General features: G+C 31.7%; 17 protein-coding genes and 1 pseudogene. 5 read left to right on the plus strand and 13 right to left on the minus strand.

All coding sequences use genetic code 11. The features are described 5' to 3' along the window. The first annotated feature begins 15 nt into the window (after positions 1–15). The 3 genes from CLOPA_RS17865 to CLOPA_RS17875 all read left to right on the plus strand — a co-directional run bounded on the left by CLOPA_RS17865 (position 16) and on the right by CLOPA_RS17875 (position 3,064). Positions 16–1,194 carry a glycosyltransferase family 4 protein gene (locus CLOPA_RS17865; RefSeq protein ID WP_015616838.1) on the plus strand — a complete coding sequence of 393 codons (1,179 nt, stop codon included), beginning with the start codon at positions 16–18 and terminating at the stop codon, positions 1,192–1,194. Beyond that, positions 1,191–2,210 carry a hypothetical protein gene (locus CLOPA_RS17870; protein ID WP_015616839.1) on the plus strand — a complete coding sequence of 340 codons (1,020 nt, stop codon included), beginning with the start codon at positions 1,191–1,193 and terminating at the stop codon, positions 2,208–2,210. Before CLOPA_RS17865 ends, CLOPA_RS17870 begins: the two co-directional genes overlap by 4 nt. A gap of 230 nt (positions 2,211–2,440) precedes the next feature. Further along, the gene (locus CLOPA_RS17875; RefSeq protein ID WP_015616840.1) at positions 2,441–3,064 is read left to right on the plus strand and encodes a hypothetical protein; all 624 of its coding nucleotides are present in this window, start codon (positions 2,441–2,443) and stop codon (positions 3,062–3,064) included. Positions 3,065–3,396: 332 nt separating this feature from the next. Here CLOPA_RS17875 and CLOPA_RS17880 read toward each other — a convergent pair whose 3' ends face one another. From CLOPA_RS17880 to CLOPA_RS17900, 5 genes and pseudogenes are all read right to left on the minus strand, one after another. After that, positions 3,397–4,233: an ABC transporter permease gene (locus tag CLOPA_RS17880; RefSeq protein ID WP_015616841.1), complete on the minus strand. Its 837-nt coding sequence runs from the start codon at positions 4,231–4,233 to the stop codon at positions 3,397–3,399. A 6-nt stretch (positions 4,234–4,239) separates the two neighbouring features. Then, positions 4,240–5,154, minus strand: a complete 915-nt coding sequence (locus tag CLOPA_RS17885; protein WP_015616842.1) for an ABC transporter ATP-binding protein — start codon at positions 5,152–5,154, stop codon at positions 4,240–4,242. A 227-nt stretch (positions 5,155–5,381) separates the two neighbouring features. Beyond that, complete coding sequence (locus CLOPA_RS17890; RefSeq protein ID WP_080648342.1) at positions 5,382–5,957, minus strand: aldo/keto reductase; 576 nt, start codon at positions 5,955–5,957, stop codon at positions 5,382–5,384. A 171-nt stretch (positions 5,958–6,128) separates the two neighbouring features. Then, positions 6,129–7,253, minus strand: coding sequence for an IS4 family transposase (locus CLOPA_RS23910; RefSeq protein ID WP_015614406.1), 1,125 nt, complete (start codon positions 7,251–7,253; stop codon positions 6,129–6,131). 137 nt (positions 7,254–7,390) lie between these two features. Then, positions 7,391–7,837, minus strand: a pseudogene (locus CLOPA_RS17900) (aldo/keto reductase); the annotation flags it as partial. 550 nt (positions 7,838–8,387) lie between these two features. Here CLOPA_RS17900 and CLOPA_RS17905 point away from each other — a divergent pair. Continuing rightward, positions 8,388–8,663, plus strand: a complete 276-nt coding sequence (locus tag CLOPA_RS17905; RefSeq protein WP_015616843.1) for a DUF2325 domain-containing protein — start codon at positions 8,388–8,390, stop codon at positions 8,661–8,663. A 7-nt stretch (positions 8,664–8,670) separates the two neighbouring features. Here the strand turns inward: CLOPA_RS17905 and CLOPA_RS17910 are convergent, their stop codons facing one another. From CLOPA_RS17910 to deoC, 8 genes are all read right to left on the minus strand, one after another. Then, positions 8,671–9,720, minus strand: a complete 1,050-nt coding sequence (locus tag CLOPA_RS17910; protein WP_015616844.1) for an epoxyqueuosine reductase — start codon at positions 9,718–9,720, stop codon at positions 8,671–8,673. Positions 9,721–10,134: 414 nt separating this feature from the next. Then, complete coding sequence (locus CLOPA_RS26245; RefSeq protein ID WP_242834223.1) at positions 10,135–10,272, minus strand: hypothetical protein; 138 nt, start codon at positions 10,270–10,272, stop codon at positions 10,135–10,137. Between the two features lie 21 nt (positions 10,273–10,293). After that, positions 10,294–11,610: a glycoside hydrolase family 68 protein gene (locus CLOPA_RS17915; protein ID WP_015616845.1), complete on the minus strand. Its 1,317-nt coding sequence runs from the start codon at positions 11,608–11,610 to the stop codon at positions 10,294–10,296. Between the two features lie 243 nt (positions 11,611–11,853). After that, positions 11,854–12,603 (minus strand): anti-sigma factor domain-containing protein, encoded by a 750-nt coding sequence (locus tag CLOPA_RS17920; RefSeq protein WP_015616846.1) that lies wholly within the window; start codon positions 12,601–12,603, stop codon positions 11,854–11,856. A 10-nt stretch (positions 12,604–12,613) separates the two neighbouring features. Next, positions 12,614–13,315 (minus strand): RNA polymerase sigma-I factor, encoded by a 702-nt coding sequence (sigI, locus tag CLOPA_RS17925; RefSeq protein ID WP_015616847.1) that lies wholly within the window; start codon positions 13,313–13,315, stop codon positions 12,614–12,616. Positions 13,316–13,866: 551 nt separating this feature from the next. Continuing rightward, on the minus strand, positions 13,867–14,490 hold the full coding sequence (locus CLOPA_RS17930) for a DUF47 domain-containing protein (RefSeq protein WP_015616848.1): 624 nt from the start codon (positions 14,488–14,490) through the stop codon (positions 13,867–13,869). A 16-nt stretch (positions 14,491–14,506) separates the two neighbouring features. Next, the gene (locus tag CLOPA_RS17935; protein WP_015616849.1) at positions 14,507–15,553 is read right to left on the minus strand and encodes an inorganic phosphate transporter; all 1,047 of its coding nucleotides are present in this window, start codon (positions 15,551–15,553) and stop codon (positions 14,507–14,509) included. A 466-nt stretch (positions 15,554–16,019) separates the two neighbouring features. Next, entirely contained in the window at positions 16,020–16,679 is a 660-nt protein-coding gene (deoC, locus tag CLOPA_RS17940; RefSeq protein WP_015616850.1) for a deoxyribose-phosphate aldolase, read from the minus strand. A 456-nt stretch (positions 16,680–17,135) separates the two neighbouring features. On the opposite strand from deoC, the gene aat reads away from it, so the two are divergent. After that, entirely contained in the window at positions 17,136–17,813 is a 678-nt protein-coding gene (gene aat / locus CLOPA_RS17945; RefSeq protein WP_015616851.1) for a leucyl/phenylalanyl-tRNA--protein transferase, read from the plus strand. The last annotated feature ends 241 nt before the right edge of the window (positions 17,814–18,054 follow it).

Genomic DNA, 18,054 nt, shown 5'->3' on the forward strand with positions numbered 1-18,054 from the left:
ACAGGAGGATTTGTAATGGTATTGAACAGAATGAGAAACATAGCATTTTTAAGCACCTATCCACCAAGAGAATGTGGAATAGCTACTTTTACTCAAGATTTAGTAAGAGAACTTGATAAGATAAAACTTCTACAAAAACCAAAGATAATAGCTCTTAGTAATGATGATTATAAATATGATAATGATAGCGTAAAAATGGAAATAAATCAGTGCACTAGAGAAGACTATATTAAGGCTGCAAAAGCTATAAATAATTCAAGTATAGAACTACTGGTAATTGAACATGAATACGGTATATTTGGCGGAGAATGCGGAGAATATCTATTAGATTTTGTGGATAATTTAAATATCCCCTTTGTAACTACGCTGCATACGGTATTGCCTAAACCATCTTTTAAACAGAGAGAAATTCTAAATATAATTGGCAAAAAAAGCAAGAAAATTATAACTATGTCAAAAAACACAGTATATGTGCTTGAAAACATATATGATATAGATAAGAATAAGATAGAAGTTATAAATCATGGAGTCCCTTTTAGGATTATGCCAGCTAGAGAAAATTTGAAAGATAAGTATGGATTAAAAGATAAAAATATAATCAGTACTTTTGGTCTTATAGGTCCAAGTAAGGGACTAGAATATGGTATAGAAGCTGTAGCAGAAGTAGTAAAGAAACATAAAGATATAGTTTACTTAATTCTAGGTCAGACTCATCCTTGTATAAAAAGAGAAAAAGGCGAGGAGTATAGAGAAAGACTTGAAGAGTTAGTAGAGAACTTAGGGATAAAGGACAACGTTTGCTTTATAAACAAATATCTTACTAAGGATGAAATAATAAACTATTTACAGATTTCTGATATATATATGACACCTTATCTTGGAAAAGATCAGGCAGTAAGTGGTACTCTTGCCTATGCGGCAGGCTATGGAAGAGTTATTGTATCCACTCCTTACAGCTATGCTAAAGAGATGCTGTCAGAAGGAAGAGGAATGCTTGGAGAATTTAAGAACGCCTATTCTCTTGCAAAATGTATAAATTATATACTGGAAAATCCTGATAAAAAAAGAGATATGGAACATAAAACCTTAAAAGTAGGAAAGACAATGATGTGGGAAAGTGTAGCTAAGCAATATGCAAAATTATTCATAACAGTTATAGAGGATCATAAGAAAGAAGGAAGTTTAGTAGTATGATGATAGATACTTTAGGTAAATTAAAAGAAGATCACATTTTTCATATGACAGATGATACGGGAATGTTTCAGCACTGCAAATATGGAATACCGGATCCAACAAAGGGTTACACTACAGATGATAATGCAAGAGCTCTTATTATGGCAGTTATGCTTTATCATAATAAATCAGAAGAAAAATATTTAAAGCTTATATATACCTACACTTCATTTCTACTTAATGCACAAAATGATGAAGGAAAATTTAAAAATTTTATGAATTATGATAGGCAGTTTATTGAGAAGGAAGGCTCTGAAGACTGCTTTGGAAGATGCCTTTGGGCTCTTGGATACACTGTATCAGACTTAAAGGTACCTAATAATATAAAGCTTACCTGTAAGCACATGTTAACAAAGTCTTTAAAAAACTGTGCTGATCTTAAATTTCTTAGAGGAAAAGCTTATTCCATTATAGGGCTTCAATATGTTGATGATCCTAAAAAGTATATAAGACCACTGGCAGAGAGTATACTTGAAAAATATAATCATTGTAAAGATGAAGAGTGGAAATGGTATGAGTCCTCTATTACCTACAGCAATTCCATATTTCCCTGGGCTATGTTTATAAGCTATGAAATTTTAGGAGAAGAAAAATTTTTAGACTGTGCAGAGGAGAGTCTAAAATTTTTAGAAAAGATTACTTTTAAAAATTGGTATTACAAACCAGTGGGCTGTAATGGATGGTTAAACAAGGGAGAAGAGGCATCTAAATATGATGAGCAGCCTGTGGAGGCTGCGGAAACAGCGCTAACTTATATAACTGCCTATAAATTGACAAAGAATATTGATTATTTAAATAAAGCCAAGCAGTGTTATGCTTGGTATAAGGGTGAGAATTCAAAGGGTAAATGCTTGGTCGATAGTGAGAACGGCGGTTGTTATGATGGAATTACTGAAAATAGTATAAATTTAAATGAAGGGGCAGAGAGCCTGGTTTCATATTTTATCAGTGGCTTAGTACTTAGTATGAATATATAGACAAACTCTTTTAAAAGAGTATACACAGTACTGAGAATGTAGGTACACTTACCATCATACCAATACTATAGGTATAATAATTGAAGATTTTAGAAAATATATCACTAATGTTACTATGACAATAGTGATATATTTTTATTTATCAAGTAGCGAGTAGATGACTGCAAGCCACCTACTAATTGTGATACAATATAAGAATTAAGAAATTTAAAAAGAGGTAAGGAGCATATATGGATAAAGACGTAGTATTAAATAACACCGAATTTGAACAATTAACTGCATCCGAAATTTGGGAAAGACTATATAATAAAGAACTTAATTCTAAGAAGAACATCCTAGAATACATTGATATAACAGTGGTGCTTAAAAAGGAAAATATAAATGAGGAGAAGATTAAAGACACCTATAATTATATTTATAAGCATATAGAGCAATTAAAGGGTTCAATAAAACCAAATACAATGATGTATCTAAAGAATAAGCTAAAAACACAGCTTGGAAAGTATGTTAAAGAAAAAGATCCGAAGCCAGTGAATCACTTTATAGAGTTTTTTAAGAAGGCCTATCCTGAAAATACTAGAAGGAAAGATTTCACATGGGTTCTAATGGATATAAATAGTATATCAGAGGAGCAGATATGGACTACTTTAACATATATTAATAGAGAGTGTCTAAACAATAAGCTCAGTCTGAATTCTGATCAAAAAAAGGATATAGTAGTAATAATTGAAAATTTAATTAGTAAGAACAATATTAAGTATATAAATGATCTTAGAGCCCTTAAACAATTAACAAATATATTAAATATAAGTATTGTACAGGCTGGTAAAGCATTTAAGGTAGAACACAAATAAATTTAAACTTGGATTCGACAAGTAATGCCCATAGGCTGGGTATATAGTAATAATAGGTATGTATATTTGGATGATGAGGTGTGACATCAATACAAGAATAAAATAATGGAAAATCATTGCAATAAGTGGATAATTCAGGCTTCTCCAGATAAGTATACCTGCCTAAATGTGGATCCATCCGTCCTAGCTTATAGGCATACATGGGGACGTACAAAACGCACCCATCAACGTAATTGACAAGTGCGTTTTTGTGTGAATCAGTATTCTTTTCCTGGATGGTTGGAATACCTGGTGGCAAGACAAATGTTAATACTCCTTACATGATATTATTACTAACTCCATATATCTGATTCTTTGCTTTTGGAGCGATTAATTCTTGAAAAATCCACTCTTGAGAAAACGAATGTTGACAACAGTAAAAATATGAGTCCGAAAATAATTACAATCACCATGCTGATAGATGGAGTAATTACAAAATTTCCAATTTTAAAAGCAAGTTGTTCCGAGATCAACTGATCGGTTGTTAAAGACGTCTTTTCCAGTATGATGGTCCTAAAAAACGCTGTTGTATATGTCATTGGATTGAGATAAGCAACATATTGCAATATTTTTGGCAACAGCGAAAGCGGGATATATGCACCGCAAAGAAATGTCAATGGCATTGTAATAGCCGTTATGACAATTTGGAATGTTTGGGAATTCTTCACCAGCGCAGCTAAAAATAATCCCAGGCCGGAAAACACAAGCCCAACCACAGCCATCACACCAATTACCGCAAATGGCGTAATCAGGGATGTGAATTTTAAACCTATGAAATAACCAATGAATAAAATTATAATGCCCTGTAAGGTTGCTATTGTTGCTGCAGACAAGAGCTGACCTGCAGCAATCTGAATTCGCTTAACTGGGCTTACCAGCACTTCCTTCATAAAACCCGAAACAATATCTTCAATTGTACTGGTGGCAATGGTAAGTGCAGTTTGAAAGACGGTTGTTATAACAATACCGGCAAGCATATAGTTTACCGGGTTGGAAATATTGTCGTTTTTAAATATTGCACTGAACACATATAAAAAGAAAAACGGCATGATAATCGTGAAAACAAGCTGAACGCGATTGCGTGCAAAAATTTTAAGATTTCTAAACCATAAAGCTGCTATAATTTGCATAATTTCTCACTCCCTTATATCTTTTCCTGTGATTTTTAAAAACACATCGTTCAATGTACCTTTTTTAATTTCCAAATCTGTAATCGCCGGTTTCTGGGCACTCAATATCTCCATCAATTCCGGCAAACTTCGAACTTCAATAGAATAATAACCATCTTTTTTCTTGTAAATAAACCCTAACTTATTAAGCAGTGATTCCAACCCTTGCTCATCACCTGTTGTGATATATGCTTTATCTTTTGTGTATTGCTGTTTCAAATGATATGGCGTGTCTATTGCAACAATTTTACCGGCATCCATAATAGCGACTTTGCTGCAAATCTCAGCCTCGTCCATATAATGCGTTGTTAGAAAAATAGTAATATTTTTTTCCTTTTGGAGCTTCACAATATAATCCCAGATATGTGCCCTTGTTTGAGGGTCAAGTCCTGTGGTTGGCTCATCCAAAAACAATACCTTGGGGTAATGCAAGAGCGATCTGGCTATTTCCACACGTCGTTTCATCCCTCCGGACAGACTACTTACCATGGCTTTTTTCCGATCCCGTAAATCCACTATATCTAGAGCAAAGTCAATACGTTCCACGATTTCACTTTTAGGGATTCCATAAAAATAACAATGCATATTTAGATTTTCAAAAATGGTCATTTTATTATCAAGTGTTGGTTCCTGAAAAACAACTCCAATAACACTTCTAACGGCATCCTTGTCATTGGAAACGTCTTTTCCATCAATCATCAGGGTGCCACTAGTCTTATCGAATATAGTGCAGAGGGTATTGATGGTGGTGCTTTTACCCGCTCCATTTGGACCTAAAAAAGCAAAAATGCTGCCCTCCTCTACCTCAAATGAAACATTGTCCACTGCTGTAAAATTACCATATTTCTTTACAAAATTCCGAACTTCAATTATATTCTTCACGTTATCACTCCTATCACCTATTTTTAGCATTCATGATAATACGAAACAACAAAAGCCCTTTGAAAAACAAGGAATCGTAAACATCATTAAATAAATAATCCACTTTCAAATTCTACCATGTAAATCGAAAAAAAGTCAATTACATATGTGTAATTGACTTTTTCGCAGAAATTAGCAAAATAGATTGTATTCACAAACAGAAATTTCCAGTTTCTGCATGCTACTTTTTATTTACTTAATATTCCATCTATTCGTGCTAATTCATCAGAAGTTAATTTTTTATTTTTTAACATATTTACATTATCAATAATTTGTTCTTTACGACTTGCTCCTATAATTGCAGAAGTAACCCCACCTTCTCTAATGACCCAAGCAAGGGCTAACTGTGCAAGACTTTGACCTCGATCTTTTGCTACCTCATTTAAAGCAACTATTTTTTCAATTAATTCTGGCTTTATATCATTGCTATTTAAATGTCTTATATTTGAATTAGCCGCTCTAGAATCATCTGGAATACCATGAATATATTTATCGGTTAATAGTCCCTGTGCCAATGGACAAAAAGCAACCGATCCAATACCTTCTTCTTCTAATACCTTAAGTAATCCCTCTTCTGGTTCTCTCCAAAACATTGAATATTTTGGCTGATGCACCAATAATTTCACTCCCATATTCTTTAAAATATCCGATGCTTTCTTTGTATCTTTCGGACTATAATTTGAAACACCAACATAAAGAGCCTTTCCTTGTTTTACTACATCAGCAAGTGCTCCCATGGCTGACTTACGGACAGTGAATTGCATTAAATAAGAATAATAAACATAAAAATCATTTACAAGATTATATTTCCAAATAGTAATAATGCAATAATATGCTTATAAAGATAATATAATCATAAACATGAAATTAATGTAATAGAGAATGGGTATACTGGTGCCTTACTATTAAAGAATATATTTACTTTTTTTGCCATATTAGATGTCATAAAGTATCAAATTAAATTTTAAGGCATATTTTTTTCTATTAGAATCATAACATCTGTTAAACCATGTCAATCCACTGCTGAATAAGCTGTATATTCTAACTATTTTATTTCTTATCTTTTTAGTTGCGCCTATTATCTTACTCTTCTTATTCTTAGAACAATCTGCTCCTAATATTATCATCCATGTATATGCTATACATAAGCATAAATATAAGTTTTCAAAATATATAAGACTGTTTGTCCATGTATCTTCCATATTGAAGCCACTGGATTTTAAATCTCTAAACATTTCTTCTATAATAAATCTTTTCTTATATTCATTAACAGCATTCTTACTATCAAGATTGGTTACTATATACCAGGTATCCGCTGCTTCTTCTGCCTTACAAACTGCTAAATTGCATCTATATTTTTCAGCACTTAGTAAAATTCCATTAAACTTTTTTACGCCTTTTTTTAGAGTTTTTATATCTCTAAGGTATTTTATTTTTTCTTTCCCTTCTATATTTACAAGCATATCATTGGTACATCTTATACAATATTTCCATCCTATTTTATTTATAAACTTAAATAAATCTATACTCTTAAAACCTCTATCTGCCAGCAATACAACTTCATAATTATATGAACTTATAAGATCCTTAATCTCTTCTATTCCCTGTTTTATATGTTTGAAATTTTTATTATCTTTTTCATTATATTCAAATATTTTATACCATAGTGGAACTGCTCTTTTTCCCACTTTCAGCGAAAATTTAAGTATTAAAAATTTATCTTCCAGTGTTGTATGGTCAAATATTACAACCAGTTTATTAGTGGTACTTCTTTTTATATAATTTATCATAATTTCATCGATAAAATTATAATATAGGTAGTCTGACTTTATTGTTGAACTTGAAAAAAATCTATAAATTCTTTTTATTTTACTTTCTTCATTGGCTTCTGTATAGTAATCCTTTAGCTTTTCTGATATTTCTGAGATTATAACTGATTTTGATAACAATATTCCCAAAACAATATATACTAAATTTTTTAGTTTCTTGGATGATATGGGTAAAATCTCATATAGCATTTTTCCTAATTCTGCGGTAATATATTCTTGATTGTTAAGCATAGCCAATTCTCCTTTTTTATAAGTTTGTTTGTCCGAATTTAACTTATATTTTAGGGCTTGGCTATGTTTTTTTCTATCCTTTTTTTCATGTTACTTTATTCCATGTTAATTTTTCTCTTTTTACTGTCCTTACGTCAGGCTCCCATGGTTTCTTCCAATGGAGTTTCAGGATCTCTTCTATGAGAATAGAAAATATCTACATAATCTAATTGCAATCGTTTTAGACTTTGATCCAAACTTGATATCATATATTTTCTTGATCCCCAGTTGCCATAGGGACCAGGCCACATATCATAACCAGCCTTTGTTGTAATTAATAATTCATCACGATATCCATTCAATTCTCTTTTTAATACATTACCCAAAAGTATTTCTGCACTTCCTGGTGGTGGTCCGTAATTATTTGCTGCATCAAAATGCGTTATACCTTCATTAAAGGCAGTAACCAACATATCCTTTGCATTTTCATAGGCGAAAACTCCACCAAAATTGTTCCAGATTCCTAGGGACAATCGCGGCAATAGCAGACCGCTCTTACCACATTTTACATATTCCATATTATCATATCTATCTTCTCTTATCATATTATCCTCCTTAAAAGACAAATTTGTTATTAATAATCTATACTTTAAGACCAAAGCCCAAAGGACCTGTCTCTTCATACCATTCAAACTTTGTTTCTTGTCCACTTTTATTCCTTCTGGGATATGAACATTCCACCTTAATTTTACATATCAACAGGAAATTGTTTAATTGTATAATATGCTACTGTCAATCTATTAGAAAAGCTTTTCACATATAATATTTTATATTAAGTTCTCTATAATTTAAATGGAATTTTATTTGAATTATATGGTTAAATGTTATATATTTATAATTTCACAAATTTTAAGTCTATAAGCATTCATAGCAGTATGACCAAGCTTATCCATTAACTTATAATTATTTAATTTCATTAAATTTAATTGTAAATTTACTTTATAAATATTATTCCTAATTCACTGTCTTTCTCAAACTCAAAATTACTTACCTTAAAGTTTTATTGTATACAGCTATAAATACAAAAATTGGTATTGAAGAATAGCAATAAATATAGTATACTAATATGAATAGTATGAATAAGGAGGGGATTCTATGGGAATTATGATTGTCGGAGGAGATAATATTAAAATGATAAATTGCCATTTATGCAGCAAAGGTTTTTGTGTTATAAAGCATATAAGCGGAAGAAAAAATAATCATAAATGTGTTGATATACCTCAAAATGCTGAACTTGTAATAGTTCTTATTGATTTTGTGAATCATAAATTATGTGAGCACATAAAAAAAGAATCAAAGAAGCTTGGCATAAAGACAATATATTCAAAAAGAGCATGGTCCTCCATTGAAAATTTATTATTGACTATTTAAATTTTCTTCATATAGAGTTCTGCCTTCCTTGTAAGCAAAGTTCATTGCAAATTGAGTTCGCCATTTCACATATTTTTTCATTTTCGTTATTACATGCATTTATAATAAGCGACTTATAACTTTCCATATAGTTATTACGCATATAATTCAATACATCTACCTTCCATTTCCAAAGTTCCTCTGGTGATAAATAGAAAAATTTTGGCTGAACTTTCTCGCGATAAAAATCTTCCTCCATATTCAAAATATTTTCAGGAGTTAATTCAGGAGCCAATTCTGCAAGGCCGGGAAATTCTTCCTCACCCTTCCACTTTCCCCTGTTCATAGGACACGCATCTTGACAAATATCGCATCCATAAATGCAGCCTCCGAAGGTTTTACTTAATGGTTCTTGATGCAGATTACGCCCACCAAAGGTTGTCAGGAAAGAAACGCAGGCAGTTGGCAGCATGGTATATGGATCAGAAAGAGATTTTGTTGGACAGGATGCCATACAACGATTGCATCCCTTAGGACACTGAGGAACATTATTTGTTTCTTTTAACTCCATTTCTCGGTCAGTAACCCAGGCTTCAAGATGAACCCATGAACCAGACTCGGTGTACAAAAAATTATTTCTGCGAATAATCCCGATTCCAGCCTGCATAGCTGCCCAACGCATTCCTACTACTCCAAATTTCTGATTGGTTTCTACCTTTAAACCAAGTTCCTGCATGTATTTTTCTAATGCACGATTATTTTGATATTCTTTCGTATTTGTATCCACACGTACATCAAATAAATACGCCTTAGCAATGTGTCCCTTTACCTCTTCTGGAATCTTGTATTTTCCGTATGATACTGTAAGTACTACCACGGATTTTGCCCATGGATACACCTCCAGCGGATTAACTAAGCGCTGCAGTCCTTGATAAAATGGTCTGGACTCCGGAACTTTTTGCATGCGCTCTTCAAATTTTTCAGCATAACCTTTCATCAAACTAATTGGAATAATACCACATTTTTCATAGCCCAGTTCGTAAGCTTTTTTTTGAATCATTTGTTCAATTGTTTCCATACCTGATCACTCCCTCTTAAAAAGTTAAATGAGCAAATTTTATATTGTATAAGCATTGAATTTATTTGCTACAATGGCAAAAGGAAATTCACCCCCACATGCTTGGATTCCCCTTAAGTATTCTACTTCTTTAATATATAATTTAGAAAAACTTAATTGTGCAATTTACTTAAGAGTACCTATCTGCGTTTTGTCAAATAAAGTTTTCATCTCAATCACTCCTTTTGTATGTATATACATATAAGTAAGTAAAATTTATTTATTTTTAGCTTTCTACAGAAGAATTATTAATATTATATGTATATGCATATAATATAATATTATATTAATTATATTCTGTCAATATTTTTATTGATTGACATAAAAGTAATATCTCAATTTAATGCTTTAAAAATATGTTTTTCTAACAAATAATTATATCCACTGTACAACTTTCTCTAATGACTGCCTAGTCTTTGGATATGGTTCCTTTGCACCATATCCAAAGCTTGCCATAACTATTTCTTCTTTAGTTAGAAGACAGCATTCAATAAGGGATAGATTTGAATTCATATAAAATTAGTAAGTTTTCAACTAATGTGAAGAAGTAACTACTCCTTCTGCAAGTTCTTCTGTAATTTTTGATTTATCTCCTGTTAAACTAATTTGCAATGTTGGTGCAAAAGTACCCCCATATCTAAGTTGTCCATTAACATGATATTCATTTATAAAACTTAAAACACTTCCACCAGGCATCACATACCATGAATATGTTTGATATGGATCATTAGCAGGATTAGTTATTACAAGCCCATTTCCGTTTAAAGGCTTATAATTACTACGTAGAGAATCACCAACAAAACCATATAATCCATCTGGACCATTCAATCCTGGAGCATAAGTAAATCTGTGGCTGATAGTAAACAAGTAATATTGATTTCCTTTAATTACAACATGTGGGCGTTCAAGCTGTTGGTTAACACCAGCTGCTTCAAGTAATGGAGTCAATAATTTAAATTTTGTTAAATCTTTATCTTCTGCAGCGGCAATACCGATATTTCCGTTGAAATTTTCCGCTTCTGGTGGTATTATATGTGTTTTACGAAATAATTCATCACCAATATTTTCAGGTTTTAATCTTTGATCATCTCCACCTTTATTTCCTTCGAACAATAAATACTCTTTTCCAGTTTTAGGATCTTCAAAGAAACACGGATCACGGAAAGAATATATTATAGGTCCTTTTGCCTGCTGCATAGTTTGATAGTATACCCCATCTGGCTCAAGGATAACTTGGTGCTTACTCCAATTTGAAAGATGAACTCCATTCTTATCTGCACTTATATCAAAGGTAGTCTTAGCTAAACGTTGTTCAGAAGTTATAACTGCCTCCCCTTTTCTACCAGTAGCAGTATAGAAAAACTGAACCTTTCCATTGTCATCAAGCATTGCTGAACCAGCCCATTGTCTAGAACCAAGAGCATCTTCTGGATTATAAGCAGGTCCTTTGTATGTCCAATGTTTACCATCTTCTGAGTAAAAACAACTTATTCTTGCAACATCATGACGTTTGTCCCAATCCACACTTCTAGGTGCAGTTAGCGCAAAAATAACCTTATATCCATTAACTGTTGCTACAGAACCGTCTCTTTTAGTAAGTGGCCAAGTATCCCAAATCCAGAGATCAGGAGCCGCAAGTTTGAAATTTGGATCAATATTAGATGCTGTATTTTCCTTTGTAAGTACGAAATTCTGTGCTTGCTGACGTGACCAAATACTTGGGTGAACTATATTAATTATTTTCTTATTTAGCTGATAGGAAGATAAGAAGATAATTAATAATACCCCCAAACAAATCACTAAAGCAACTAATCGTTTAGATGCTTTCTTATAAATTTCTCTTTTTTGCAAATAAACCCCTCCACTTTATTCGTTTACACAAAATTACCATATATAATGAATTCTCGTCAAATAGACCAAATAGGATTAACCCCTTTGCTTTGTACATAATCTAATTAATTTGATCTTTTTCTTATAATTACATTATTATTAAATATAAATTTAATTTATATTCATATTTAATGCAACTAAATAACAATTTTGTTTACTCCTCTAATTGTTGATATCTTCATATCTTTCCTTTTGCTGATTATCCTATTTATAGTTTTTTTCTTCTTCATTAATTATATGAATAATTTCCTCTATGGACTTTTTATTTAAATCACCAAATTTATAAGCAGAATTCTTTTTCAATGCTTTATTTATCAAAATAAACTTATCAGTTGGAACACCGGATTGTTTAGCTCTTTCATAATCAGTTTTATTTCCCAATACAATCATAACTTTTGCCTTTATATTATTGTCTTTAATATAATGTTCTACTGAACTATCCAGGCTTTCATCATCAATTTTCTTATTAGAGGTGGTTATCGTTATTACAATTGTATTTTCCTTTTCTTGTAAAATAACTTTTTCTTTTTCTGCTGCTTTAATAAATTCATTAATCACTATATTTGTAGGTTTAAATTGAAATCCACCTATTTTTTCAATAAGAGTATTTCCATCTTTATTTAATGCTTGTAATTTTATAGTTTTTCCAAACAAATTGTAGGCCATTTCCATGCTTGCATTTTTATTAACACTTGGATTTATACCAATACTTACATATCCTTGTGTAATAAAACAACCATAAACTCCATAACTTGCCAATATAATCATAGCAAATATAGCTGCAGCGAAAGTAAAACGTTTTAAAGTTTGTTTTGTATTTCTTTTTTCTCCTTTAATAACAATTTCTTCCCCGATTTCTACCTTGTCACTTAACCTACCTATTTCTATAAAATCTCCTTCTTCTGTTAACACAATAAGTTTATCCTTTAATTCTTCAAATACAATTCCTTTCATACTTTCACCCTCATTCGATGTATTCTCGTATCAGTTCATAGTCACCTATTGCCGCAATCACTAATGCAATAATATATATTCTTCCTCTTTCAAGTTTTTTACGCTGGATAAGCATACTGTTTTCTATTTCTTTTAAAGGCAATCTTTTTATACTTATTAACTTGTTAAGCATATCTTTATCCTGTACAATAAATTGTGCAATATCCTTATAGGTTTTTTTAAGCTTTTGTTGTTTTGGAGAAGCTTGCACTAGTTCTAAAAGTTCAATTCCCCATTCTTTTAATTCCTTTTTATATTCTAAAATTTCCAATTTTCTCATTTCATTTACATTTTTATGTTCATATTCTTCCATCGCTCTATTCAGTATTCCAATGCTTATATCTTCATTTTCTATATCATAAGTTCCTTGCAAATAAACTGTATTTTTTAATTTTTCATTCTTTCTGTAATAATCTATACCTCTAAGAATAATAACCTGTTTAGCAAAGTTTAAAAATTTCCCTTTGCTTTTATCGTATGAATCTATAGCTTCCTTAAAAGCCATCATACCAATTGTAAGCTCGTCATCATATCCATACTTTAAATATTTTCCTGTCTTTTTCTGCAAAGTACTTGCTATAAACGGCTTATATTCCTCGATTAACGTGTTTAATTCTTCTTGACTTTTTTTTGCCTTTTCTACTCGTTCCTCAAGAGATTTCTTAAAAAACATCTTTTCACCTCGCATTAAAACCTTTTATATATATTCGATATGAAACTTATAAAAACTAAGGTTATATGTACTTAAATATATTTTAATAAAAGAAAAAGTACACAAATTTGTGCATTTTTATTTTGCAATAATTGTGTACTTTTTAGGCTCTTTCTAGCGTTAAAAAAAATCTCAATATGTATATTATAAAAGCTTAAAATATGTTTTCACTGTACTTAATAAAAGTATATTACTATATTCTTAAACAAGCTACTTATTATTCATAAGTTTTCCAACAAAATATGTATCTGCTGGTGCAAATTTAGATTCCTTTAACTGCTCTATATTTACCCATCTACACTCATCATGTACTGAAAGCTTTATATTGCCTTTGGCTATTCTTCTATTTAAGATTTCTTTCCGAAAAACCCTTTAAATTTGGAAAGTCAGATTTTATAAAAATATTATAAACAATAATTTTAAATAAAACAATAAGGATGCTAAAATTAAAACTTCCTTAAATCTATAATGTGGGCATGGGTCGAGTAGAATTGGGGAATTACTCCCCCAAATTATACTCTTCGTACAACTATCCTGTGAAATATATCTACAGTATATTCTAAATTAGCTGAGGCATCTTTTATATGGTGATACACTTCTCTTTGTTTAAGAGCATGCATTGGGTCATTACACTTAAACGCTTCAGCCATTCCATTTCGATAAAGCCGTTCTACCTCAACGTGCGCTTCCCTCATTTTAATTATGTTTTGCTGCGATTTTATTGGATTGCTTTCCAATATTGTTAAGGATTCAAATAGAAAATCCATACCTTCTTTAAGCTTTTCCACCATATTAATAATGATATCATTCGGTTCCACTTCAAATGCTTCCATAGATTCTAATGTTGATTTAGCAAACTCAATTACCTTATCCATTTCAACGGAAATAGAATAAATATCTTCCCTGTCAAAAGGTGTTGTAAACGCCTCTATCAGTTTACTTTCCATATCCAATCTAACTTCATCTGCCTCTTTAACATACCGTAGAAGTTCTTCCTCTTCATTCTTTGATCGACTACTCAACCATTTGTGTAACATATCAATACCTAACATATTAAGCTCTGCCTGTTTGTTTAGCATTTCGTAAAAATCATATTTTACTGGGAAAAACCTATCAAAGATATTTCTTTTATCCATATTTCCTGCCCTCACTTTATATTACTTTGAAAATAAAATTAGTTAAACTATATATCAATGCAGAAACTACCGCAGATAGTGGTATTGTAATAAACCAAGCTAAAATAATTTCCTTTGCTACACCCCAATGGACCATTTTATATTCGTCAGCTGCACCAACTCCCATAACACTGCCGACAACTACATGAGTAGTAGAAACGGGTGCCCCAATAAAAGTAGCCAATAGTAGTGACCCTGAAGAAGCTAATTGAGAGTTTACGCTATGAATAACCCTTATTTTAAATATTCCTCTACCGATAGTTCTCATTATTGTCCAGCCTCCAAGCATTGTTCCAATAAACATTACAAGTCCGCCAGCTATTCTTACCCAAAGCGGTGCTGTATTTATTGCTATACCTTTACCTGCCATCAATGCTAAGGTTATTATTCCAATTATTTTTTGAGTGTCATTAGCACCATGGCTGTAGGCAAGTGCTGCAGCTATTCCCAATTGCAGCTTATTTAGACTATTATTTAATGTAAATTTCGCATTCCTCAGCAACAATCTCGTAACTTTTTGAAGAATAAATGCAATTATAAATCCAAGCATCGGTGAAATAATTAAACCTGCAACTACTTTCACAATTCCAGTGAGTTGATACTGTCCACCAATTAGTTCATTCCAGCCCCATAGTATATGTTTATAACCTGAAGACACCCATACTGATCCAATTATTCCGCCTATCAAAGCATGTGTAGAACTTGAAGGCAGTCCTAATCTCCAGGTTACTAAATTCCATATAACTGCTCCCATAATTGCTGCAAGAAGTATTGTGAGCATGGAAGTATTCACTGGTAAATCTATAATCTTAGAGATAGTATCCGCTACTGCACTTCCACCTAAAATAGAACCTATCATTCCAAAAATTGATGCAATTCCAATTGCTTGCTTTGGCATTGCTGCACCAGAAACAATACAGGTTGCAACTACAGAGCTTGCATCATGCAGCCCATTGGAAAGTGCAAAAATAAGTGCTATTAAAATTACTGCTATTAAAATTACGGTTATGCTGATAGACACCATCTACCATTCCTCCTAATACTCCCTATAACATTCAAATTTAAGCTATTCGTTTAAATATGAATTTAAATTTTCTACTTTAACGTTCATTTCATAATAATCTGTTAACTCTATTTTATCAGCTTCATATTTCTTATCAATAACAATTAAAGTTTTTTCTAATTGAAAAATATATACTCCAGAAAATAAATAACTATTCTAATTCTTTAATCTCAAGTTTCCCTTTTGTCTGTTACGATTAATCCTTCATAATCATAAATCTACTATCTTAATTAAGGTTGCTTTACTACAATTGTTTAACAGTTACACTTCCTTCCAAATTCCAAATTATTTATATTTTATTTAATAAAAAGTAACCTTCTGTTTTTTAACAAAAGGTTACTTTTTTATTAAATAATCGATTGTTTTTAAATGTTATACGGCTCACAACATATTGAAGCCAATATTTCTGTACTTTTTATATCTGTCATTAGTTTTGCTCATTAAATTCACTTACTATAGCAATTCCTGCACTTGCCCCTATTCTATTAGCACCTGCATTTATCATCTCCATTGCAGACTTGTAGTCCCTTATTCCACCTGATGCTTTTACTCCAGCATTCTCACCCACCGTCTCTCTCATTAGCTTTACATCTTCAACCTTAGCACCGCTCGTGCTGAACCCTGTTGAGGTCTTTACAAAATCTGTACCAGCCTTTAAGGAGAGTCTACATGCCATAACTATTTCTTCTTTAGTTAGAAGACAGCATTCAATGATTACCTTTACCAATGCTTTACCACTAACACTATCCACTACTGCCTTTATATCGCTTTCCACCACATCGTACTTCTTGTCCTTAAGTGCCCCGATATTAATTACCATATCAACTTCCTGAGCACCATTTTCCACAGCATTTGAAGCTTCAAATGCTTTTACTTCCTTAGTATTTGCACCTAGTGGGAAACCTATCACTACACAGGTCTTTACGCTTGTTTCTTTAAGCTCACAACTGACAAATTTTGCATAATAAGGATTTACGCAAACTGAAGCAAAACTGTATTTTTTCGCTTCACTGCAGATTTTCTTAACTTCCTGCAAAGTGGCATCTGGCTTAAGTATGGTATGATCTATATATTTTGATAGTTCCATATTATCATCTCCTGAGTTAAATTTATAACTATCCTTATGTTGTTTACATCTAGATATAGTATACCGCTATTTGACCCTTGAAAATAGTGCATTGTATTGTATTTCTTCAAGTAATTTGTTCAATGCAAAAGCACCCCCAATAAGTATAAATTTAATTTTCTCCATAATAACAGCATTGTGTTCAAAAATCAATTCGCTACAAAGTGCGTAGCTATTATAAATGTTAATGTTAGCTTTTCCACTATCTCTTTAAAGATTCCATATTTAAAGAGATCTTCAATCTTATTTCATCTTCCCCGCTTTCAGAATTAAAACTAATAAATTCTGCATCATTCCAATAACTCTCAAAGGTAGCCTCAAACTTTTTTATAATATTAATGCTATGGTATCTGAACCCCTGCACTTGCAGAATTCTACAAAAAATTGTAATATATATTTTAAGGATGGTGCTGCATTATGCCAATTTACTCATTAAGCGATGATTTAATCTTTCCTCATCCTTCTCTATCAAGAGAGGATGGGCTCTTAGCTGTATACGGAGACCTGTCTCCAGAGAGACTGTTACTTGCCTATTCTAATGGAATATTTCCCTGGTTCTCAGAAGATGAACCAATACTATGGTGGTCTCCTGACCCTAGATTCATTCTCTATCCAAAAGACGTAAAAATTTCTCATTCTATGAAAAAAATAATTAAAAAGAATATATATAAAATTACATTTGACACTTGTTTTAGAGAAGTTATATATAATTGTGGTAATACAAGGAAAGAAAGTGGAACCTGGATTACTAATGAAATGATAGAAGCCTACTGCAAGCTCCATGAACTTGGTTTTGCACATTCTGTAGAAGCCTGGCATGAAAACAAGTTAGTAGGTGGACTATATGGAATTATCATTGGAAAATGTTTTTTTGGAGAATCTATGTTTTCTACTATGAGTAATAGTTCTAAAGCAGCTTTTATTACTCTTTGCAAATTATTAGAGGAAAAAAATTTTATTGTAATAGACTGCCAAGTTTATACTCAACATCTTGAAAGCTTAGGTGCAGTAAACATTCCTAGAAATGAATTTTTAGAACTTGTTCAAAAAGGGATTTCAATGTACCCATTAAAATTATCCTTTAATAAAAAATGATGCTTTGTTTACATAATATTGATTATATCCTTGCTAGTTTCTGTGGATATTCAGGAAATTGTTCAGTTGAAGTCTAATGAGAAAATTAGTTTTGAAGAAATTTCCCTAAAGGATGCTGAAAAGCTCTATTTTAAAAGAGAAAAATATATAAGTCATATAAAAAATTTAATTCCATATTAGCCTCTAATTCCCTGTAATAGCCTTATGAAAACTACATAAATATAATAATGCTATTAAAAAA

Origin of the sequence: Clostridium pasteurianum BC1 (assembly GCF_000389635.1) — a bacterium.
Lineage (GTDB): Bacteria > Bacillota > Clostridia > Clostridiales > Clostridiaceae > Clostridium_I > Clostridium_I pasteurianum_A.

Coding starts and splice junctions, on each gene's coding strand:
- CLOPA_RS17880 (WP_015616841.1), bottom strand. CDS start 4,233: ATGCAAATTATAGCAGCTTTATGGTTTAGAAATCTTAAAATTTTTGCA.
- CLOPA_RS17865 (WP_015616838.1), top strand. CDS start 16: ATGGTATTGAACAGAATGAGAAACATAGCATTTTTAAGCACCTATCCA.
- sigI (WP_015616847.1), bottom strand. CDS start 13,315: ATGTTTTTTAAGAAATCTCTTGAGGAACGAGTAGAAAAGGCAAAAAAA.
- CLOPA_RS17905 (WP_015616843.1), top strand. CDS start 8,388: ATGGGAATTATGATTGTCGGAGGAGATAATATTAAAATGATAAATTGC.
- CLOPA_RS17930 (WP_015616848.1), bottom strand. CDS start 14,490: ATGGATAAAAGAAATATCTTTGATAGGTTTTTCCCAGTAAAATATGAT.
- CLOPA_RS17890 (WP_080648342.1), bottom strand. CDS start 5,957: ATGCAATTCACTGTCCGTAAGTCAGCCATGGGAGCACTTGCTGATGTA.
- CLOPA_RS17870 (WP_015616839.1), top strand. CDS start 1,191: ATGATGATAGATACTTTAGGTAAATTAAAAGAAGATCACATTTTTCAT.
- CLOPA_RS23910 (WP_015614406.1), bottom strand. CDS start 7,253: ATGCTTAACAATCAAGAATATATTACCGCAGAATTAGGAAAAATGCTA.
- CLOPA_RS26245 (WP_242834223.1), bottom strand. CDS start 10,272: ATGAATTCAAATCTATCCCTTATTGAATGCTGTCTTCTAACTAAAGAA.
- CLOPA_RS17920 (WP_015616846.1), bottom strand. CDS start 12,603: ATGAAAGGAATTGTATTTGAAGAATTAAAGGATAAACTTATTGTGTTA.
- aat (WP_015616851.1), top strand. CDS start 17,136: ATGCCAATTTACTCATTAAGCGATGATTTAATCTTTCCTCATCCTTCT.
- CLOPA_RS17875 (WP_015616840.1), top strand. CDS start 2,441: ATGGATAAAGACGTAGTATTAAATAACACCGAATTTGAACAATTAACT.
- CLOPA_RS17910 (WP_015616844.1), bottom strand. CDS start 9,720: ATGGAAACAATTGAACAAATGATTCAAAAAAAAGCTTACGAACTGGGC.
- CLOPA_RS17935 (WP_015616849.1), bottom strand. CDS start 15,553: ATGGTGTCTATCAGCATAACCGTAATTTTAATAGCAGTAATTTTAATA.
- deoC (WP_015616850.1), bottom strand. CDS start 16,679: ATGGAACTATCAAAATATATAGATCATACCATACTTAAGCCAGATGCC.